The 20132-nt window shown below is 62.0% G+C and carries 16 protein-coding genes; 14 read left to right on the top strand and 2 right to left on the bottom strand.

Features of this window, described 5'->3' with window-relative positions; genetic code table 11:
- Positions 1 to 6: 6 nt before the first annotated feature.
- Complete coding sequence (locus QMX98_RS08680) at positions 7 to 1968, bottom strand: FAD-dependent oxidoreductase (protein WP_200667882.1); 1962 nt, start codon at positions 1966 to 1968, stop codon at positions 7 to 9.
- Positions 1969 to 2185: 217 nt separating this feature from the next.
- Here QMX98_RS08680 and QMX98_RS08675 point away from each other — a divergent pair, with 217 nt between their 5' ends.
- From QMX98_RS08675 to QMX98_RS08610, 14 genes are all read left to right on the top strand, one after another.
- A complete protein-coding gene (locus QMX98_RS08675; RefSeq protein WP_282410570.1) occupies positions 2186 to 3235 on the top strand; it encodes an ABC transporter substrate-binding protein in 1050 nt (349 codons plus the stop codon).
- Positions 3236 to 3310: 75 nt separating this feature from the next.
- Positions 3311 to 4090 carry a class II aldolase/adducin family protein gene (locus QMX98_RS08670; RefSeq protein WP_154913885.1) on the top strand — a complete coding sequence of 260 codons (780 nt, stop codon included), beginning with the start codon at positions 3311 to 3313 and terminating at the stop codon, positions 4088 to 4090.
- Positions 4091 to 4181: 91 nt separating this feature from the next.
- Positions 4182 to 4829, top strand: a complete 648-nt coding sequence (locus QMX98_RS08665) for a TetR family transcriptional regulator C-terminal domain-containing protein (RefSeq protein WP_010462200.1) — start codon at positions 4182 to 4184, stop codon at positions 4827 to 4829.
- A 92-nt stretch (positions 4830 to 4921) separates the two neighbouring features.
- The gene (locus QMX98_RS08660; RefSeq protein ID WP_010462198.1) at positions 4922 to 5638 is read left to right on the top strand and encodes a response regulator; all 717 of its coding nucleotides are present in this window, start codon (positions 4922 to 4924) and stop codon (positions 5636 to 5638) included.
- 5 nt (positions 5639 to 5643) lie between these two features.
- Positions 5644 to 6417 (top strand): transporter substrate-binding domain-containing protein, encoded by a 774-nt coding sequence (locus tag QMX98_RS08655; RefSeq protein WP_282410569.1) that lies wholly within the window; start codon positions 5644 to 5646, stop codon positions 6415 to 6417.
- Positions 6414 to 8675, top strand: coding sequence for an ATP-binding protein (locus QMX98_RS08650; RefSeq protein WP_282410568.1), 2262 nt, complete (start codon positions 6414 to 6416; stop codon positions 8673 to 8675). The genes QMX98_RS08655 and QMX98_RS08650 overlap by 4 nt, the downstream gene beginning before the upstream one ends.
- A gap of 186 nt (positions 8676 to 8861) precedes the next feature.
- Complete coding sequence (locus QMX98_RS08645) at positions 8862 to 10274, top strand: amino acid permease (protein ID WP_282410567.1); 1413 nt, start codon at positions 8862 to 8864, stop codon at positions 10272 to 10274.
- A 304-nt stretch (positions 10275 to 10578) separates the two neighbouring features.
- Positions 10579 to 11370: an enoyl-CoA hydratase/isomerase family protein gene (locus tag QMX98_RS08640; RefSeq protein WP_077750041.1), complete on the top strand. Its 792-nt coding sequence runs from the start codon at positions 10579 to 10581 to the stop codon at positions 11368 to 11370.
- A 53-nt stretch (positions 11371 to 11423) separates the two neighbouring features.
- Positions 11424 to 12584: an acyl-CoA dehydrogenase family protein gene (locus tag QMX98_RS08635; RefSeq protein ID WP_010462188.1), complete on the top strand. Its 1161-nt coding sequence runs from the start codon at positions 11424 to 11426 to the stop codon at positions 12582 to 12584.
- A gap of 18 nt (positions 12585 to 12602) precedes the next feature.
- Positions 12603 to 14702 (top strand): acetate--CoA ligase family protein, encoded by a 2100-nt coding sequence (locus QMX98_RS08630; RefSeq protein WP_221108654.1) that lies wholly within the window; start codon positions 12603 to 12605, stop codon positions 14700 to 14702.
- Positions 14703 to 14712: 10 nt separating this feature from the next.
- Entirely contained in the window at positions 14713 to 16320 is a 1608-nt protein-coding gene (locus QMX98_RS08625; RefSeq protein WP_102594121.1) for a 5-guanidino-2-oxopentanoate decarboxylase, read from the top strand.
- 27 nt (positions 16321 to 16347) lie between these two features.
- Complete coding sequence (locus QMX98_RS08620; protein WP_010462180.1) at positions 16348 to 17538, top strand: aminotransferase class I/II-fold pyridoxal phosphate-dependent enzyme; 1191 nt, start codon at positions 16348 to 16350, stop codon at positions 17536 to 17538.
- Complete coding sequence (locus QMX98_RS08615; protein WP_282410576.1) at positions 17531 to 18946, top strand: aldehyde dehydrogenase family protein; 1416 nt, start codon at positions 17531 to 17533, stop codon at positions 18944 to 18946. The genes QMX98_RS08620 and QMX98_RS08615 overlap by 8 nt, the downstream gene beginning before the upstream one ends.
- 73 nt (positions 18947 to 19019) lie before the next feature.
- Entirely contained in the window at positions 19020 to 19724 is a 705-nt protein-coding gene (locus tag QMX98_RS08610; RefSeq protein ID WP_282410566.1) for an NAD(P)H-dependent oxidoreductase, read from the top strand.
- A gap of 202 nt (positions 19725 to 19926) precedes the next feature.
- On the opposite strand, the gene QMX98_RS08605 is transcribed toward QMX98_RS08610, so the two are convergent.
- Positions 19927 to 20118 carry a DUF1508 domain-containing protein gene (locus tag QMX98_RS08605; RefSeq protein WP_010462174.1) on the bottom strand — a complete coding sequence of 64 codons (192 nt, stop codon included), beginning with the start codon at positions 20116 to 20118 and terminating at the stop codon, positions 19927 to 19929.
- Positions 20119 to 20132 lie beyond the last annotated feature (14 nt).

Below are 20132 nucleotides of genomic sequence, written 5' to 3'. Positions count from 1 at the left end.
ACAGCCTCAAAGCGCCCAGGCGACTTTCAAACCTTCGTAGATGGCTTCTTCGGCGGTGCGCGGGGCGAGGCAGTCGCCGATGCGACGAAATTCCACCAGACCTTGCAGCTCGGCGCCGAGGGTGTCGACGGGTTGATGGCCCTGGCAGAGCACCAGTGTGTCGATGTTTTCGAAGAGCATCGGTTCGCCGCTGGCGGTGTGTTGCAGGTAGACGGTGTTGTCGTCGCAGCCGTAGAGGCGGGCGTAGGGGGTGATCGGGATGCCGAGTTTGTGCAGTTCGCCGGCCAGTTGATCGCGCACGTACAGCGGCAGGTTTTCCCCGCAATGGGTGCCGTTGACGGCGAGTTGCACCTGGTGCCCGGCGCGTACCAGACGTTCGGCGATGCCGGGGCCGATCCAGTCGGCGCGCCAATCGACGACCACCACGGAACGACCGATTTGCACCTCCTCGCGCAGCACTTGCCAGGCGTCTACGACCTGCAGTTCGCCGCCTCGCTCGAAGTTCGGCCAATACGGTTCGGCGCCGGTAGCAACGATCACCATGTCCGGCCGCTCGCGTTCGACCAGCGTCCGGTCCACGCGGGTATTGCGCACAACGCGCACCCCGGCCAGCTCCATTTCGCGTTGCAGGTTGGTGCTGGCGCCGCCGAATTCGGCACGCCGGGGCAGCAGTTGCGCCAGCAAGACCTGGCCGCCGAGTTGCGAACTGGCTTCGTAGAGTGTCACGTCATGGCCGCGCTGGGCGGCCACGGCGGCGGCTTTCATCCCGGCCGGTCCGCCGCCGGCGATCATGATGCGCTTGCGTTGGGCGGCTGGTTGTCGCTGGCCGAAGATCAGTTCACGCCCGGTTTCCGGGTGCTGGATGCAGGAAATCGGCAGGCCTTTGTGGAAGTGGCCGATGCAGGCCTGGTTGCAGGCGATGCAGGCGCGCACGTCTTCGACATGGCCAGTGTCGGTTTTGTTGGGCATTTGCGGGTCGCAGATCAGGGCGCGGGTCATGCCACAGACGTCGGCTTGCCCGCGAGCCAGAATCAGCTCGGCTTCTTGCGGTTGGTTGATGCGCCCGGTGACGAACAGTGGAATCGACAACCCGGCCTTGAACGTTCCGGCTTCCTTGGCCAGGTACGCGGCTTCGATCGCCATCGGCGGCACGATGTGCACGGCGCCGCCCAACGAAGCCGAGGTGCCGGCGACGATGTGCACGTAGTCCAGAATTGGTTGCAGGGATTGCACGGCGGCCAGGGATTCGTCCTCGGTCAGCCCCTCGGGATCGCGTTCATCGGCGGAAATGCGCAGGCCGACGATGAAGTGCTCATCGGTGTTGGCGCGCACCGCCGCGATCACTTCACGCAGGAAACGCAACCGCTGTTCCAGCTCGCCGTTATAGCCATCGGTGCGACGGTTGACCCTGGGGTTGAGGAATTGCGCCGGCAGGTAGCCATGGCTGGCGACCACTTCCACACCGTCGATTCCGGCCTGGTACAGACGTCGGGCAGCGGCACCGTAACCGGCGACGATCTCGTCGATCATCGCTTGATCCAGCGCACGCGGCATCACCCGGAAACGCTCGTTGGGCACCGCTGACGGCGAGTAGGCGACGGCCAGCAAGCCATCGCTGGACTCCATGATTTCCCGACCTGGATGGAAGATCTGCGACAGCACCACGGTGCCGTGCGCATGGCAACGTTCAGCGATCGTCCGATAGCCCTCGATGCAAGCGTCGTCAGTGGCCATCAGCACATGGGAGGTGTACCGCGCGCTGTCATGCACCCCGGCCACTTGCAACACGATCAGTCCGACGCCACCTTCGGCCCGAGCGGTGTGGTAAGCGATCAGTTGCTCGTTGACCAGGTTGTCGGTGGGCATCGAGGTGTCGTGACCGCTGGACATGATGCGGTTCTTCAGGCGTTTGCCACGCAGCTGCAAGGGTTCGAACAGGTGTGCAAAAGCGGGGGACGAGGTCGGCATGGGACGGTTACTCCAGGCAGGCTGCAGCCGAAAGGCCGGCTTTTCGGTGTTGTTATTATTTGCCTATAGAAATTTACCTGTAGTAAAAAATCAACTTGTTTTTTTACTGTGCCTCGCAGTAGATTCGTTTGGCGCCCGCACCTGGGGCGAACCTCACAACAATAAAAAAGGGTCACGTCGACGTTGAGTCGAGTGGCACCGGCAAGAGGAACCACTGATGAAATCGAATACGCTCAAGCACGGTTTTTATCCCTTGATGCTGTCCTTGGCCGTCAGCCTTGGCAGCGCTCAGGCAGCACCGGACATGGTGGTGGTGGGTTACGGCGGCGCCGGCCAGAAAGCCCAGGATGTGGCGTTCTTCCAGCCGTTCAGCATTGCGGATCGCAGCAAGCTGATTCAAAGCGAATACAACGGTGAGATGGCCCGGATCAAAGTGATGGTCGACACCGGCAACGCCGATTGGGACGTGGTGCAGATAGAAGGCCCCGACCTGATGCGCGGTTGCGATGAAGGAATGTATGAAAAACTCGACTGGAAAACCCTCGGTCGCGTCGAACAATTGATTCCCGACGCGGCGCAGCCGTGCGGTTCGGCAGCGCTGGTGTGGAGCGTGGCGATTGCCTACGACACGCAGAAGCTGGCGCAGGCTCCGACGTCGTGGGCCGACTTCTGGGATGTGCAGAAAACCCCCGGCAAACGCGGGCTGCGCAAGCGTGCTGTGTATAACCTGGAGTTCGCGTTGCTGGCCGACGGCGTGAAAGTCGAAGACGTTTATTCAGTGTTGAACACGCCGCAAGGTGTCGACCGGGCCTTCGCCAAGCTCACCGAGCTCAAACCCTACATCCAGTGGTGGGAAGCCGGCGCGCAACCGGCGCAATGGCTGACAGCCGGGGATGTGGTGATGACCTCGACGTACAGCGGACGTGTGGCCGCAGCCGCGCAAAACGGCAGTCACCTGGGGCTGGTGTGGCCGGGCAGTCTGTATGGCATGGATTACTGGGCGATCATCAAAGGCTCGAAACATTTCGATCAGGCCAAGCGCTTTATCGCGTTCGCCAATCAGCCGGACGCGCAGGTCAAGTATGTCGAGCAGATCCCTTACGGCCCGACCAATACGCAAGCGGCAGCCAGACTCGACGGCAAACTCGCGCAATGGGTACCCACGGCGCCGCAAAACCTGAAAGGCGCGCTGTCGATGGACGTGGCGTTCTGGGTCGATCACGGCGAAGAACTCGAAGAGCGTTTTAATGCCTGGGCCAGCAAGTAGCCGCTGGCGGCTGGACGTTTCACCGCGTCCGGCCTTACTGTTTTGCGCAGTCGATCACCCTGGAGAACCGCAACAATGAACGAGATCGCCCACCCGCTGCGCAGCACGACGGAACAGCATCTGCGCGAGGAACTGGCCGCCTGTTATCGATTGATCGCGCACTTTCGCATGACCGATCTGATTTTTACCCACATCTCGGTGCGACTGCCGGGGCCTGAGCATCACTTCCTGATCAATCCATACGGGCTGATGTTCGATGAGATCACCGCGTCGAATCTGGTGAAGATCGGCCTTGATGGCCGGGCCGTGGAGCCGTCGCCGTATCCCGTGAATCCGGCAGGTTTTGTGATTCACAGCGCCATTCATGGTGCCCGTGACGATGCGCAGTGCGTGCTGCACACCCACACCCGATCCGGCTGCGCGGTCGCGGCGTTGAAGTGCGGGTTGTTGCCGGTGAATCAGATCTCCATGGAGTTCTACGGGCGGGTGGCCTATCACGACTATGAAGGCGTGGCGCTGGACATGAGCGAGCAGCAGCGCCTGGTGCAGGACCTTGGTGACAAGCCGGTGCTGATGCTGCGTAATCACGGTTTGCTGACCGTTGGCGAGACTGTGAGCCAAGCCTTCTTGCGCATGTACTACCTGGAAAAAGCCTGTGAAATCCAGCTCGCTGCGCAAGCTGCCGGTGAGTTGGTCTTGCCGCCGAGCGAGGTGTGCGAACACACCGAACGTCAGTTCAATGATCCTGGCCGGCCGCTGGACGAAGGGGAGTTGAGCGACCCGGACGCCATGCAGTTGGCCTGGGCCGCGCTGTTGCGATTGCTTGAGCGGGTGGCGCCGGGTTATCGCGACTGACTGGAGACTTGCCACGCTCTTGCTGTACAGTCGTTCAGCCCACGGCGTTCACCGCCGCGCCCTAATGATTGATCCACGGAGAGTGTCGCGCATGAGTCAGGAAGCCCGTTTTTCCCGCATGGAGCCGGAGTTGCGCAAGGCCAACCTGATCGAAGCCACGCTGGTTTGCCTCAAGCGCCACGGCTTTCAGGGTGCATCGATCCGCAAGATTTCCGCCGAGGCCGGCGTCTCGGTCGGGTTGATCAGCCATCATTATTCCGGCAAGGACGAATTGGTGGCCGAGGCCTACCGGGCGATTACTGGCAGGGTCATGGGGTTGCTGCGCGACGCCATGGAACACGCGGCACCCAGCGCCCGGGAACGCTTGTCGGCGTTTTTTCGCGGCTCGTTTTCAGCCGAATTGCTCGACCCGCAATTGATTGATGCCTGGCTGGCATTCTGGGGGGCTGTACGCACGGCGGAATCAATCAACCTCGCGCACGAGCATTCCTACGGAGAGTATCGCGGCATCTTGCGTAAAGTCCTGACCGAATTGGCGCAGGAGGAGGGCTGGGAACACTTCGATGCCGACCTGGCCGCCATCAGCCTTAGCGCGTTGCTTGATGGTTTGTGGCTGGAGTCGGGGCTCAACCCAGGCACCTTTACCCCGGAGCAAGGCATTCAGATTTGCGAAGCCTGGGTCGACGGCTTGCAGGCCGGCGGTCGTCAACGGTTTTGCGTTCAGACGACGGGCTGTTGATCGGTCGTTCAGCTGCCGATACTCTCTGGCGCCAAGGCAACAAAACACTCTAATAAGAAACACGCCTTCGGGCATACGCGGGACACCTAGCGATGACTCCTCGGGTACTGATCGTCGATGACGATCCGCTGATTCGCGAACTGCTGCATGCCTACCTGTCCCAGGAAGGTTATGACGTGCATTGCGCCGCCACCGCGGAGCTGGCCGAAACCTTTCTGGCGAGCCAGACGGTGGATCTGGTGATGCTCGATATCCGCTTGCCGGGCAAGGACGGGCTGACCCTAACCCGGGAGCTGCGGGTCCGTTCGGAAGTCGGGATCATTCTGATCACCGGGCGCAACGATGAAATCGATCGCATCGTCGGCCTCGAATGCGGCGCCGACGACTACGTGATCAAACCCCTCAACCCACGCGAGCTGGTGTCCCGGGCGAAAAACCTGATACGCCGGGTTCGCCACGCGCAGGCGCCCCAGCCGGTGGCGGCCATTGCAAAACCGGTCAAGCAATTCGCCGACTGGGCGCTGGACACCGATCGCCGACGGCTGATCGACGCCACTGGCAGCGAAACCCTGCTGACCCACGGCGAATACCAGCTGCTCAGCGTGTTCCTGCGCAACAGCGGCCATACCTTGAGCCGCGATCAGTTGATGGACCAGATCCGCAACCGCGAGTGGGTGCCCAATGATCGTTCCATCGACGTGTTGGTCGGACGTTTGCGGCGCAAGTTGCACGACGACCCGGCCGAGCCGCAGTTGATCATTACCATCCACGGTGCCGGTTACCTGTTCACCGCCAGCGTAGCGGCCTGACTCTTATGTGGCGGCTGTTTGCGCTGCTGCTGGGGGTGGTCGCCCACAGCACAATGGCGGCGGAAAAGATTCGCTATTGCGACTATCCGGTCTACCCGCCGATCTCCTGGAGTGACGGCAAGCAGGTGCGCGGCCTGGCCCCGAGCGTGGTGAAAAACCTCTTCGAGAAACTCGGCTATGAAGTCGACATCATCGTGCTCGGCAACTGGAAGCGCTGCCTGCTCGACGCCGCTGAAGGCCGGGTCGATGTGGTGTTGGCCTACAACACCGCACAACGCGAGCAGAGCATGATGTTTTCCACGGTGCCGGTGTTGCGTGAAGAGGTCGCACTGTTCATCAACCGCCAGCGTCCGGTGAAATTCGAGCGTCTGGAGGACCTGGCCCATTACCGTGGCGGGCTGCTGTTCGGTGAAAGTTATGGCGTGGAATTCGACCGCTTGGTCGCCCAGCACCAAAACATCGAGTGGGTCTCTGACAGCCGCCAGAACTTCGGAAAACTGATTCGCGGGCGCATCGACTTCATCACCTCGGAGCGACGCACCGGCGAGCTTTACGTCGAGAACCTGCCGGGCGCACAAGACATCGTCGCCTTGCCGACCTCCTTGAGCGTTGACTACCTGCGGATTGCGGTATCACGCCGTTCACCACTGGCCAGCCGCATGCCGGACATCGATGCGCAACTCAAACGCATGGTCGATACCGGGGAAATCGAGCGTTTGCTCGACGAAAGCGAAGTCACGTACCGCGACATGATCAACCTGCCGGCGAATTCGAAATGATCGGCGCACGGCCCGGGGGGCTGTTGCGGCGTCTGCTGTTGTTCATTCTGTTGTTCAGCCTGTGCTTCACCGTCCTGGCGAGCACCGTGCAGTTGTACTTCGAATACCGCCGCGAGATGCGCGAGATCGATTCGCGCATGGAGCTGATTCGCGCCGGGTATCTGGCCAGTCTGGAGCGCAGTCTCTGGGACTTGAACCAGGAACAATTGAATGTGCAGTTACGCGGCCTGGTGGATTTTTCCGACGTGGCACGGGTGCATCTGATCAGCCCTGATTTCGATCTGCTGCATGGCAACGCGGAGCCGATAGGGCCGTTGCGCATTGAGCGTTTTCAATTGGACTATCAACCGCCGTCCGGGCCGTTGCGGCATCTGGGCCAGTTGGAGGTCAGCACCGATCTGGGCGCCGTGCACCAGCGTTTGTATGCCACCGGTTTGACCAGCCTGTTATGGATGAGCGTGTTCTTATGCGGGCTGGCGGTGGCGCTGTCGGGGCTGTTTTACCGCTTGGTCACGCGGCACCTGCAAGTCATGGCCGAATTCGCCCGGCGCGTTGCCGCCGGTGACTGGCACGACCCCTTGCAGCTGGACAAGCGCCGTGGCGCCGACGAGGACGAAATCGACACCGTGGCCCATGCGCTGGACGACATGCGCCGGGCAATCCTCAGTGACATTGACCGCCGGGAAACCGATCGACTGGCCCTGCAAGACAACCGCGATGAACTGCTGCGAAGGGTCGAGCGCCGCACCGCCAGCCTGATGCGTGCCAAGGATGAAGCCGAAGCGGCCAACCTTGCGAAATCACGGTTCCTGGCGACCATGAGCCACGAACTGCGCACGCCGCTCAACGGCATCCTTGGCATGGCCGAATTGCTGCGTGACGCCCACTTGGATGAGCGCAACGGCAAACGTCTGGATGCGTTGTACAAGGCGGGCGAAGGGTTGTTGTCGATTCTCAATGAAGTGCTGTATTTCGCTCGATTGGAGGAGGGCGTCAGCCACCCGGAACCGGTCGACTTTTCCCTCCAGCGGTTGCTCGACGAGGTGCTGACGCTGTTGGAACCGCGCGCGCTGAGCAACGACACGACGCTGCACTGCCGGATGGATCCGCAAGTCGCTGGTCGCCACCGCGGCGCCGAACAATTCTTGCGTCAGGTATTGAGCAACTTGCTGGCCAACGCGATCAAGTTCACCGAAGGTGGAGAGGTCAGAGTCGAGGTCGTGCTGCTGGCTCCCAACCCGCAACAGACCGGGCAACGGCTGCGCCTGAGCGTGACGGACAACGGCATCGGCATTGCGCCGGCGGTGCAGGATAAGATTTTCGAGCGCTTCACGCAGGCCAGCGAGGAGGTGGCGCAACGCTTCGGCGGAACCGGTCTCGGATTGGCCATTTGCAAACATCTGGTGGAGCAGTTGGGCGGGCAGATCGGTGTTGAAAGCCAGGTCGGGCAGGGCAGCTGTTTCTGGTTTGAAGTGACGTTGCAACCGTCGACCGGCACCACCGAGGTGGCGTCAAGCAGCGAACCCGGCAGGTCGCTGAAGATTCTGGTGGTCGAGGACGTGGCGCTGAACCGTGAAGTGGTCAGCGGCTTGCTGCAACGGGACGGGCATCAGGTCTGGCTCGCCGAAGACGGCGAGCAGGCGCTGATGCAATGCGCCGGGCAGACGTTCGATTTGATCCTGCTCGACGTGCACCTGCCGGGCATCAGTGGCGTCGAGTTGTGCACATTGATTCGCGGCACCGAAGGCCCGAACCGCCAATGCCGAATCTTCGCCCTGACCGCCAGTGTGCAACCGGCGCTGGTGCGCGGTTATCTGGATGCCGGGATGGACGGCATTCTCGCCAAACCTCTGAAGCTCGACAATCTGCGTCAGGCCCTGGCCGGGCATTCACCAATACCCACGCCGCAGCCTGTTGACGAGGCAATGGATTGGCCGTTGCTGGACACCCACCGCACCTTGCTCGGTGAACAGAAACTCCAGGGATTGCTGGCGGTGTTGCGCGATTCGATCAGCCAGCATCGCGAAGCGCTCACGGAAGCGATCGAGGCCGACGATTGCACCGAAGTCGCTCACCTGGCGCATCGCCTGGCCGGCAGCAGCGACTCATTGGGCTTTCGTGCATTGGCCACTGTGCTGCGCGCGCTGGAAGAGGCTGCGCTGGTCAACGACGAATCAAGGTTGCGGATATTGGCACCGCAGGTTCACGCGCACTTGCAGCATTCGCAACAGACGCTGACCGACCTGCTGCACCCCTGACATACAAGTTCGTTACGACTTTTTACAACTTCGAGCGTTAAGGTCAACGGGAGCTTACATGGCCTTCCAATAATCGAGATAACCGCCACAGCGCGGTCTTCGAAGCTTATTGGAGATAATAATAATGAACCGCCGTAAAGCTGATCCCTCCTCGCGCCACGCGCACCTTGCTGATGGGGTGCGGACATGAGCGAATCTATCGAACGTAATGGCATCCACCTGACCCGCGCTTTAAAAAGCCGACACATTTTCATGTTGTCACTGGGGGGCGTGATCGGCACGGGGTTGTTTATGGGCTCCGGAGTGACGATCAATCAGGGCGGGCCGGTGGGGGCGATTCTCGCTTACCTGGTCGCCGGTTTCCTGATGTACCTGGTGATGGTGTGCCTGGGCGAATTGTCCGTGCAAATGCCGGTGTCCGGCTCGTTTCAAACCCACGCGACCAAGTTCATCGGGCCGGCTACCGGATTCATGATCGGCTGGGTGTACTGGATGAGTTGGGCGACCACCGTGGGCCTGGAGTTCACGGCGGCAGGCATGCTGATGGAACGCTGGTTTCCAACCATTCCGATCTGGTACTGGTCGGCGCTGTTCGTGGTGGTGCTGTTCGGCCTGAATGCGTTGGCCACACGCGCTTTTGGTGAAGCGGAATACTGGTTTTCCGGGATCAAGGTCGCGGCGATCCTCGGGTTTATTGTGGTCGGCGTGCTGGTGATTTTCGGCGCGATCCCACTGACCAGCGGCGCACCGGCACCGATGATGACCAACCTGATCGGCGACTCGCTGTTCCCCAACGGTTTGTCGGCAGTGTTCGCAGTGATGATGACTGTGGTCTACGCCTTCCAGGGCTGCGAGATCATGGGCGTGGCCGCCGGCGAAACCGATCAGCCGGAAAAAAGCATCCCGCTTGCCGTGCGCAACGTGGTGTTTCGCGTGTTGATTTTCTATGTGCTGGCGATCGTGGTGCTGTCGGCAATCGTGCCGTGGCAGCAGGCCGGGTTGATGGAAAGTCCGTTCGTTCAAGTGTTCGACATGGTCGGCATTCCTTATGCGGCTGACTTGATGAACTTTGTGATTCTTACGGCGATTCTGTCGGTGGGTAACTCGGGCCTGTATGCCTCTACGCGTATTCTGTGGGCGATGTCCAAGACCGGCATGGCGCCGAAAAGCCTGTCGCCGTTGAGCAAGCGCGGCGTGCCGTTGCGGGCGCTGAGCATCACCTTGTGCTTCGCGCTGGTGTCGTTGATGACCAGCTTCGTCGCGGCGGACACGCTGTTCATGGTGTTGATGGCGGTGAGCGGTATGTCGGGCACGGTGACCTGGATCGTGATCGCGCTGGCGCAGTACAAATTCCGCAAGGCTTACCTGCGCGATGGCGGCAAGCTCAGCGACTTGAAATACCGCGCGCCGTGGTTCCCGCTGTTGCCGCTGACATGCATTGCGTTGTGCTGTTCGCTGTTCGTGTTCCTGGCATTGGATGAAACGCAGCGCCCTTCGCTGTATTGGGGCTTCGGGTTTATCGCGGTGTGCTACGCCGCGTACTTCCTGACTCAACGCAAGCGCCAGGCGGTGCTGGCACCGAGCTTGCCGACGGCGTAGCGGTACACGCCAAGACAAAACCCCATGGGAGCAAGCCGTGGCGAGAGGATCAATCCCCTCGCCACAGCTCGCTCCCATCGTTGTTTTTGGCGGGTTACGCGCTGTAGGCAGTTGTTCAAAGTTGTAACAGCGCAGTCGTTGCATGGCTGGATGTCAGAACTTAAACCAACAAAATCAACTACTTACTAAGTAAGCGCAGCTGTTACAGACCATTTTTCAGCCAATTGCCGTCTTGCTGAACACTCGTTTAGTATGGCCCTAAGTCGCACCACCTCACGCCAAACACAATAATTCGAGGATTCGCATGACTACTCACATTTCTCTGCTGTGCCAAGTAAAAGCCGGCGTGGCCTGGATCACCCTCGATCGCCCCGATCAGCGTAATGCGCTGGACATTCCGACCCTGAAAAACCTGCACGCCGTGCTCGATGAGTTCAACGCCGATCCCTCCGTTCGGGTCGTGGTGCTGACCGGCAGCGGCCGCAGTTTCTGCTCCGGCGCGGATCTCGCCGAGTGGGCCGATGCCGAAGCCCGTGGCGCCCTCGAAAGCTACGGCTGGACCGAAACCGCCCATGCATTGATGAGCCGTTTGTACAGCCTGGAAAAACCGACCATCGCCGCCATCAACGGCACCGCCGTCGGCGCCGGGATGGACCTGACGCTGTGCTGCGACCTGCGCATCGCCGCGCAATCGGCGCGCTTCAAGGCCGGCTACACCAGCATGGCCTACTCGCCGGACGCCGGTGCCAGCTGGCATCTGCCGCGCCTGATCGGCACTGAACAAGCCAAGCGCCTGCTGTTCCTCGACGAGTTGTGGGGCGCCGACCGTGCCTTGGCCGCCGGTCTCGTCGGCGAAGTCTGCGCCGATGAACAACTGCACGACGTGACCACCGAATTGGCCACGCGCCTGGCCAACGGTCCGACGTTCGCTTTCGCCCAGACCAAAAAACTCATGCGCGAAGGCGCCCAGCGCAGCCTGCCGGAGCAACTGCAAGCCGAGCTCGCCGCCGGCCTGCTTTGCGGTCGCAGCAAAGACGGCGCCGAAGCCTTGCGCGCCGCCATCGAAAAACGCCCGGCACACTTCAGCGGCCAATAGGCCCGATGACTGGCCTCGTACACCTACTCAGCACATGAACAACAGGTAGCCCCATGAATTTCCAACTGACCCAAGAACAAGACATGTTGGTGGACGCGGTACGCAGCTTTGTCGCCAAGGAACTGCTGCCTCATGAGGAAGCGGTCGACCGCGCCGACGAAGTCTCCCCGGAGCTGGCGGCACAGATCCGTGGCAAGGCGATTGCGGCAGGTTTCTATGCCTTCAACATGCCCGAAGAAGTGGGCGGTGGCGGCCTCGATTACCTGTCCCAGGCGCTGATCGAGCGTGAACTGTCCAAGGTTTCGTGGGCGCTGCATGTGTTTGTCGCGCGGCCGTCGAAAATCCTCATGGCTTGCACCGGCGAGCAGATCAACGACTACCTGCTGCCGTGCATCCAGGGCGAGAAAATCGATTGCTTCGCGCTGACCGAGCCGGGTGCCGGTTCCGACGCCAACGCGATCAAGACCCGTGCCGTGCGCGACGGCGATGACTTCATTCTCAACGGCAGCAAGCACTTCATCAGCCACGCCGGTCACGCCGATTTCGCCATCGTTTTCGCGGTCACCGACACCTACGAACACAACGGCAAACAGCGCAACGCCGTGACGTCGTTCCTGGTCGACCGCGACACGCCGGGCATGACCATTCGCCGGGGTCCCAAGTGCGTGAGCAACCGCGGTTATCACACCTTTGAAATGTTCTTTGACGACTGCCGCGTCCCCGCCAATAAAGTGCTGGGGGAAGTCGGCAAGGGCTGGGACGTGGCCAACGCCTGGCTCACGGCCGGACGGGTGATGGTCGCCGCCAACTGCGTCGGCCAGGCGCAACGCGCGCTCGACGTGTCGCTGCAATGGGCCGCCGACCGCAAGCAGTTCGGCCAGCCGATCGGCACCTATCAGGGCATCTCGTTCAAGCTCGCCGACATGGTCACGCAGATCCGTGCTGCCGAACTGCTGACCTTGCACACCGCCTGGAAAATGGACCAGGGCACCATGACCGACGGCGAGGCCGGCATGGCCAAGTTGTTTGCCAGTGAAGTGCTCGGCAAGGTCGCCGATGAGGCGGTGCAGATCTTTGGCGGCATGGGCCTGATGGACGAATGCCCGGTGGAACGCATCTGGCGCAACGCGCGGATCGAGCGCGTCTGGGAAGGCACCTCGGAAATCCAGCGCCACATCATTTCCCGCGAATTGCTGCGGCCACTGTTGCGCTGACCGGTCCGGAGAATGGCTATGTCGCAAACGATTCGTGACAACCTCAAACGCATGCTCGCACCGCGCCACCTGGCGTTTATCGGTGGCCGCAGCATGGCCCGCGCGCTCAAGCGCTGCGCCGACGGCGGTTACCTTGGAGAGATGTGGCTGGTCAATCCGCAGCACGACAGCCTTGAAGGCGTGCCGTGTGTGCGCAGTATTGCCGAACTGCCGTGCGGCCCGGACGCGGTGTTCATCGCGACCAACCGCGAGCTGACCCTGACCTGCGTTGCCGAACTGGCCGCCAAGGGCGCAGGCGGGGCGATCTGCTACGCCTCCGGGTTCGCCGAAACCGGTGCCGAGGGCCAGGCCTTGCAGCAACAATTGCTCAAAGCCGCCGGCCACATGGCCTTGCTCGGCCCCAACTGTTACGGCCTGCTCGACTATTTGCACAGCTCCGCGCTGTGGCCGGTGGCCCATGGCGGAAAACCGGTGGAGAAGGGCGTCGCCGTCCTGACCCAAAGCGGTAACTTTGCCTACAACCTGTCCATGAGTGACCGCTCGCTACCAGTGGCCTACATGGCGTCGGTCGGCAATCAGGCGCAACTGGGCATCGCCGAATTGATGGACGTGTTGCTCGATGAGCCGCGCGTCACCGCCATCGGCTTGCACCTCGAAGGCCTGAAAAACGTCCCGGGTTTCGCCCGCGCGGCGCACAAGGCATTGGAGAAGGGCATTCCGATCATCGCCTTGAAAACCGGCGTGTCGCAGATCGGTGCCGAGCTGGCGCTGAGTCACACAAGCTCCCTGTCCGGTTCCGATGCGCTGTACGACAGTCTGTTTGCGCGCCTCGGCGTGATCCGCGTCAGCGGCCCGGTGAGTTTCGTCGAAACCTTGAAAGCGGCGGCGTGCGGCAAGTTGCCGGCGGGCAACAGCCTGATCGCACTGGCCTGTTCGGGAGGCGATGCCGGGCTGATTGCCGACTACGCCGAGCGCAACGAGCTGAGCTTGCCGAAACTCGACGAAGGTCAGCGCGATGAGCTGGCGCAAGTGCTGCCGAGCTACGCCAATCTGGTCAATCCGCTGGATTTCACCACGGCGATCTGGGGCGACGGCGAAGCCTTGAACCACATGCTCGACAGCGCCCTGCGCACCGAAGCCGATGCGGCGATGCTGGTGCTCGATTACCCGGCCGAATTTACCGGCGAACGCAAGGAATGCGACCTGCTGCTGGAGCTGTTCTGTGCAGCGCTGATCCGTCACGGCAAGACCGGTTTTGTCACCTCGGCTTTCCCGGAATTGCTGCCGGCCCACGCTCGCGAACGTCTGCATACCCAAGGCGTGGCGGCGTTGCAAGGCGTCGAAGACGGGCTGGCCGCGTGGGGTCGGATTGCTGGCTATCAACGCAACCGTCAGGCGCTGCTGGCGCTCGGTGAATCAGTGCTGGTGCCGCACTGCCCTCAGGCGCTGGAAGGCGAAGGTCGCTTGCTCAATGAATGGGATTCGAAAAAAGCGTTGCGCGCCTTCGGTCTGCAGACGCCCAACGGCGTGTTGAGCTCACCGGACGAGGCGTTGAGCGACGCCAACGCGCTGGGTTATCCGTTGGTATTGAAAGCGGTCAGCTCCCAACTGCCGCACAAAACCGAAGCCGGCGCCGTGGCGTTGAACCTCAAGGACGGCGCCGCTCTGAACGCTGCCCTGGAAAAAATGCGCGCCAGCCTCGTCGATTACGCGCCGCACGTGCCGTTCGATCAGGTGCTGCTGGAGCCCATGGCCAAGCCGCCGTTGGCCGAGCTGATCGTCGGCATCAAACGCGAAAACGACTTCGGCCTGGCCTTGGTCATCGGCGCGGGCGGAATTCTGGTGGAGTTGCTCAAGGACAGTCGCAGCCTGTTGCTGCCCACCACCGATGGCGCCATTCGCCAAGCGTTGCTCGGCCTGCGCAGTGCCGCGTTGCTGCAAGGTTTTCGCGGTCGCCAAGTGGCGGATCTGGACGCGCTGGTGGCGGCGATTCGAGCGGTGGCCGATTACGCCTGCGAGAACGCCGGGCAGTTACTGGAACTTGATGTGAACCCATTGTTGGTCGGTGCCGATGGCACGACTGCGGTCGATGCGTTGATTCGCCTCGGCCACGAGTGAGGACGTGAATATGCAAAGCACAACATTGACCGGCGGCCAGGCCCTGGTCCGCCTGCTGGCCAACTACGGCGTCGACACCGTGTTCGGCATCCCCGGCGTACACACGCTGGAGTTGTACCGTGGCCTGCCCGGCAGCGGCATTCGCCATGTGCTGACGCGCCATGAGCAAGGCGCCAGTTTCATGGCCGACGGCTACGCCCGAGTCAGCGGAAAACCGGGTGTGTGCTTCATCATCACCGGGCCGGGCGTGACCAATGCCGCGACCGGCATCGGCCAGGCCTATGCCGACTCGATTCCGATGCTGGTGATATCCAGCGTCAACCACACCGCCAGCCTCGGCAAAGGCTGGGGGTGCCTGCACGAAACCCAGGACCAGCGCGCAATTACCGCGCCGATCACGGCGTTCTCGGCGGTGGCGCTCAGCGCCGAGGACCTGCCTGAACTGATCGCCCGTGCCTACGCGGTGTTTGACAGTGAACGTCCGCGCCCGGTGCACATTTCCGTGCCGCTCGACGTGCTGTCGGCAAAGGTCAGCCGCGACTGGAGCAATGAAGTGGTGCGTCGCCCGAGCCGTGGCGTACCGGCCGCTACGGCGCTGGATCAGGCCGTGGCCAAACTGCAAAGCGCCAAACGGCCGATGATCATCGCCGGCGGTGGCGCATTGAATGCGCAGCAGCAAGTGCATGAACTCAGCACCCGACTCGCCGCGCCGCTGTTTACCAGCGTGGCCGGCAAAGGCCTGTTGCCGCCGGATGCACCCCTCAATGCCGGCTCGACCCTGTGCGTCGAGCCGGGCTGGCAACTCATCGCCGAGGCGGACGTGGTGCTGGCCGTTGGCACCGAAATGGCCGACACCGATTTCTGGCGCGAGCGTCTGCCGCTGAATGCCGAGCTGCTGCGCGTGGACATCGACCCGCGCAAGTTCAACGATTTCTACCCGTGCGCGGTGGCGCTGCAAGGCGATGCGCAACACACCCTCGCCGCGTTGCTGGAACGTCTGTCGCCCGCCAACCGCGATGCCAGTGCAGCGATCGCGTCCGTCGCAGCGCTGCGTGAAGCGGTGCAAAACAGCCACGGTCCCTTGCAGTCGATCCATCAAGCGATACTCGAACGTATCGCTGCGGAGCTGCCGGACGATGCCTTCATCAGCACCGACATGACCCAACTGGCCTACACCGGCAACTACGCCTTCAACAGCCTGACACCACGCAGCTGGTTGCATCCGACCGGCTACGGCACGCTGGGTTATGGCTTGCCGGCGGGCATCGGCGCCAAGTTCGGCGCGCCGCAGCGGCCGGGTCTGGTGCTGGTTGGCGACGGCGGTTTTCTCTACACCGCGCAAGAACTGGCCACCGCCGTCGAAGAGCTGGACAGCCCGCTGGTGGTGTTGCTCTGGAACAACGACGCGCTGGGGCAAATCCGCGACGACATGATCGGGCTGGATATCGAGCCGATTGGCGTGCTGCCGCGCAACCCGGACTTTGCCGCCCTTGCCCGTGCGTTCGGTTGCACGGTGAGCGAGCCGCAAAGCCTGGCCGAGTTGCAAACCGACTTGCGCCACGGCTTCAAGCGCAACGGCGTGACCTTGATCGAACTCAAGCACGCGTGCGCGCAGTGACTCCAATTTTGTAAAAAGGATACCGCCATGCGCTTTTCCGATCTGACTCAACGCATCGCCGGTGACGGCGCTGCCGCCTGGGACATTCACTACCGCGCTTTGGCGCTGAAAGAGCAGGGCGAAGACATTCTGCTGCTGTCAGTCGGCGACCCGGATTTCGACACCCCGGTGCCGATTGTGCAGGCGGCCATCGACAGCCTGTTGTCCGGCAACACCCACTACGCCGACGTGCGTGGCAAACGCGCACTGCGTGAAAGCATCGCCCGGCATTACGCCAAACGCAGTGGCCAGCACGTTTCGGCGGAGCAGGTCACCGTGCTCGCCGGGGCGCAATGCGCGTTGTTCTGCGTGGCGCAGTGCGTACTGAATCCGGGCGACGAAGTGCTCGTCGCCGAGCCGATGTACGTCACTTATGAAGCCGTGTTCGGTGCCTGCGGTGCGGTGGTGATTCCGGTGCCGGTGCGTTCCGAAAACGGGTTTCGGGTGTTGCCCGAAGACGTCGCCACCCGCATCACGCCGCGTACCCGGGCGCTGGCACTGAACAGTCCACACAACCCGTCCGGCGCCAGTTTGTCGCGCAGCACTTGGCAGGCGCTTGCAGATTTATGCATCACCCACGACCTGTGGCTGATTTCCGATGAGGTCTACAGCGAGTTGCTGTTCGACGGCGAACACATCAGTCCGGCGAGTTTGCCGGGCATGGCCGAGCGCACCGCGACACTCAACAGCCTGTCGAAATCCCACGCCATGACCGGCTGGCGCATCGGCTGGTCAATCGCGCCACCGGCGCTGGCCGAGCACCTGGAAAACCTCGCACTGTGCATGCTCTACGGTTTGCCGGACTTCGTGCAGGACGCCGCCGTCGTCGCGCTGGAAAGCAACTTGCCGGAACTGGACACGATGCGCGAAGCCTATCGCCAACGCCGCGATCTGGTCTGCGAATGCCTGGCCGACTGCCCCGGCGTGCGGGCCTTGAAACCCGATGGCGGAATGTTCGTGATGGTCGATATCCGCGACACCGGGCTCAGCGCCCAAGCGTTTGCCGACCGCTTGCTCGACCGTCATGGCGTGTCGGTGCTGGCCGGTGAAGCCTTCGGTCCGAGCGCAGCCGGGCATATTCGCCTGGGCCTGGTGCTGGGCGCAGAACCCTTGCGTGACGCCTGCCAGCGAATCACCCGTTGCGCCACTGAACTGATGGAAGCCCATGTCTATGCATAACCACAAGACGCTGTTTATCGATGGCCGCTGGCAGACCCCGTCGGGGCAGGGCATCGCCGAGGTCATCAATCCGGCCACTGAAGAGGTCGCAGGTTCGGTGCCGCTGGGCGATGAGCGCGATGTCGACAACGCGGTGGCTGCGGCGCGCCGGGCCTTCGGTCCATGGTCGCGGACGCCGTCGAGTGTTCGCGCCGGTTACCTGCGTGCCCTCGCCGACCAGTTAAGTGCCCGGGCCGATGAAATGGCTGCGGTCATCACCACCGAGTTGGGGATGCCGGTGCAATGGTGCCGTTCGGTGCAGGTCGACGGCCCCATCATCGGCCTGGAGCAATACGTCGAACTCGCCGGCTTGATGGATGAAGTGCGCGAGGTCGGTAATTCGCTGGTCATCCGCGAGGCGGTCGGTGTGTGCGCCTTCATCAACCCGTGGAACTACCCGCTGCATCAACTGATCGGCAAGCTCGCGCCGGCTTTGGCCACCGGTTGCACCGTGGTGGTCAAGCCGAGTCAGGAAACGCCGTTGCATGCCTTTTTGCTGGCGCAGATGATCGAAGCGATCGGCTTGCCGGCCGGCGTATTCAATCTGGTCAGCGGACCAGGATCGAAAGTCGGCGAAGCGCTGGCCAAGCACCCGGACGTGGACATGGTGTCGTTCACCGGCTCCACCGGCGCCGGGGTTCGCGTGGCACAAGCGGCGGCGCCTTCGGTGAAGCGCGTGTGCCTGGAACTGGGCGGCAAGTCGCCGCTGTTGGTTGCCGAGGATGCCGATCTGGCTGCCGCCGTGCGCTACGGCGTGCAGGACGTGATGATCAACTCGGGGCAGACCTGCACCGCGTTGACCCGCATGTTGCTCCCCGCCAGTCGTTACGCCGAGGCCGTGGAGCTGGCAATTGCCGAAACCCAAAGTCTGCGTATGGGCGATCCGCTGGACCCGCAGAGTTTCCTCGGGCCGATGTGCTCGGCGGCGCAGCGTCGCACCGTGCATGACTACATTCAGGCCGGACAACAAGAAGGCGCGCGGCTGGTTTTCGGCGGCGAAACAGCGCAAGCGTTTGAACGCGGTTACTACGTCAGTCCAACGCTGTTCGCCGATGTCGATAACCGCATGCGCATCGCCCAGGAAGAAATCTTCGGCCCGGTGCTGTGCCTGATTCCCTACACCGATGAAGCGCAAGGGATTCAGATCGCCAACGATTCGCCGTTTGGCTTGTCCAGCGGTGTCTGGGCCGGCAGCACCGAACGCGCCTTGCAACTCGGGCGTCAGTTGCGTGCCGGGCAATGCTTTCTCAACGGCGCGGCGTTCAATTATCAGGCGCCGTTCGGCGGCTACAAACAGTCAGGCAATGGCCGGGAATGGGGAGAAGAAGGGCTCAATGAATTTGTGGAAGTGAAGGCGATCCAGGTGTGACCGTTGACGATTCAAACGATCTGCGCACGGTTATCGCCCACCCATAAAACCTGTAAACGTTTAGGAAATTGCCATGAAAGTCTTGATTGTCCACGCTCACCCGGAGCCGAAATCCTTTACCGCCGCCCTGCGTGACCAGGCGGTGTCAACGCTTGAGGCTCAGGGGCATGAGGTCCGGGTCAGCGACCTGTACGCGATGAACTGGAACCCGGTGGCCAGTGCCGATGACTTTTCCTCGCGGGAGAACCCCGAGTACCTGGTGTACGCGCTGGAGCAACGGCTGGGGGTGAAGAACCAGTCGCTGGCGCCGGACATCCAGCAAGAACTCGACAAACTGCTATGGGCTGACTTGCTGATCCTGAACTTCCCGATTTTCTGGTTCTCCGCCCCGGCGATGCTCAAGGGCTGGATTGATCGGGTGTTGGTGTCGGGTATCTGCTACGGCGGCAAACGTTTTTACGACCAGGGCGGATTGAGCGGCAAGAAGGCGCTGGTTACCGTCACCCTGGGCGGCCGTGAGCATATGTTCGGTGATGGCGCGATTCATGGTCCGCTGGAGGATATGTTGCGGCCGATCCTGCGCGGCACGCTGGCCTATGTCGGGTTTGACGTGCTGGAGCCGTTCGTGGCCTGGCATGTGCCGTACATCAGTGACGAAGCACGCAAAGATTTCCTGCAGAGTTATCAGCAGCGTCTGGAGCATCTGAGTGATGACCGGCCGATGCAGTTTCCGCGCTTGTCACAGTTTGATGAGGCGTTGTATCCGTTGCCTGGTTGAAAGGGGCTTTTGGCGGGGGCTTGAGGATGTGTTTTCCGGCCCCATCGCGAGCAGGCTCGCTCTTACAGAGGGTTTGTGTACGCCACAGATCTCCTGTGGGAGCGAGCCTGCTCGCGAAGGAGTCAGCGAGTTCAACCCCGAAAAACGAAATATGCCGAAGCTGCTCCCGATCACTGAACAGGTTCGGCAGAGGTGATCGGGTTTAAATCTCCTTCACCGGCGTTTCACCCTCAACCCCTTTGATCAACCCGATGGCATGCAGGCAATCCGCCTTGTTCACATACGACTCGCCACTGGCGATCGTCTCGTGGTTCCCCGCCCTCAAGCGCCAGCGCCATTGTCCTTTGCCGGTGCTCGGCGTGCCCTTGGATTGCCTGTAAATCTCGAAATACATTCTGCTCGCTCCAT

This window comes from Pseudomonas sp. PS02303 (genome assembly GCF_029959925.1).
Classification (GTDB): domain Bacteria; phylum Pseudomonadota; class Gammaproteobacteria; order Pseudomonadales; family Pseudomonadaceae; genus Aquipseudomonas; species Aquipseudomonas mandelii.
This window is presented reverse-complemented; position numbering and strand designations above follow the sequence as displayed.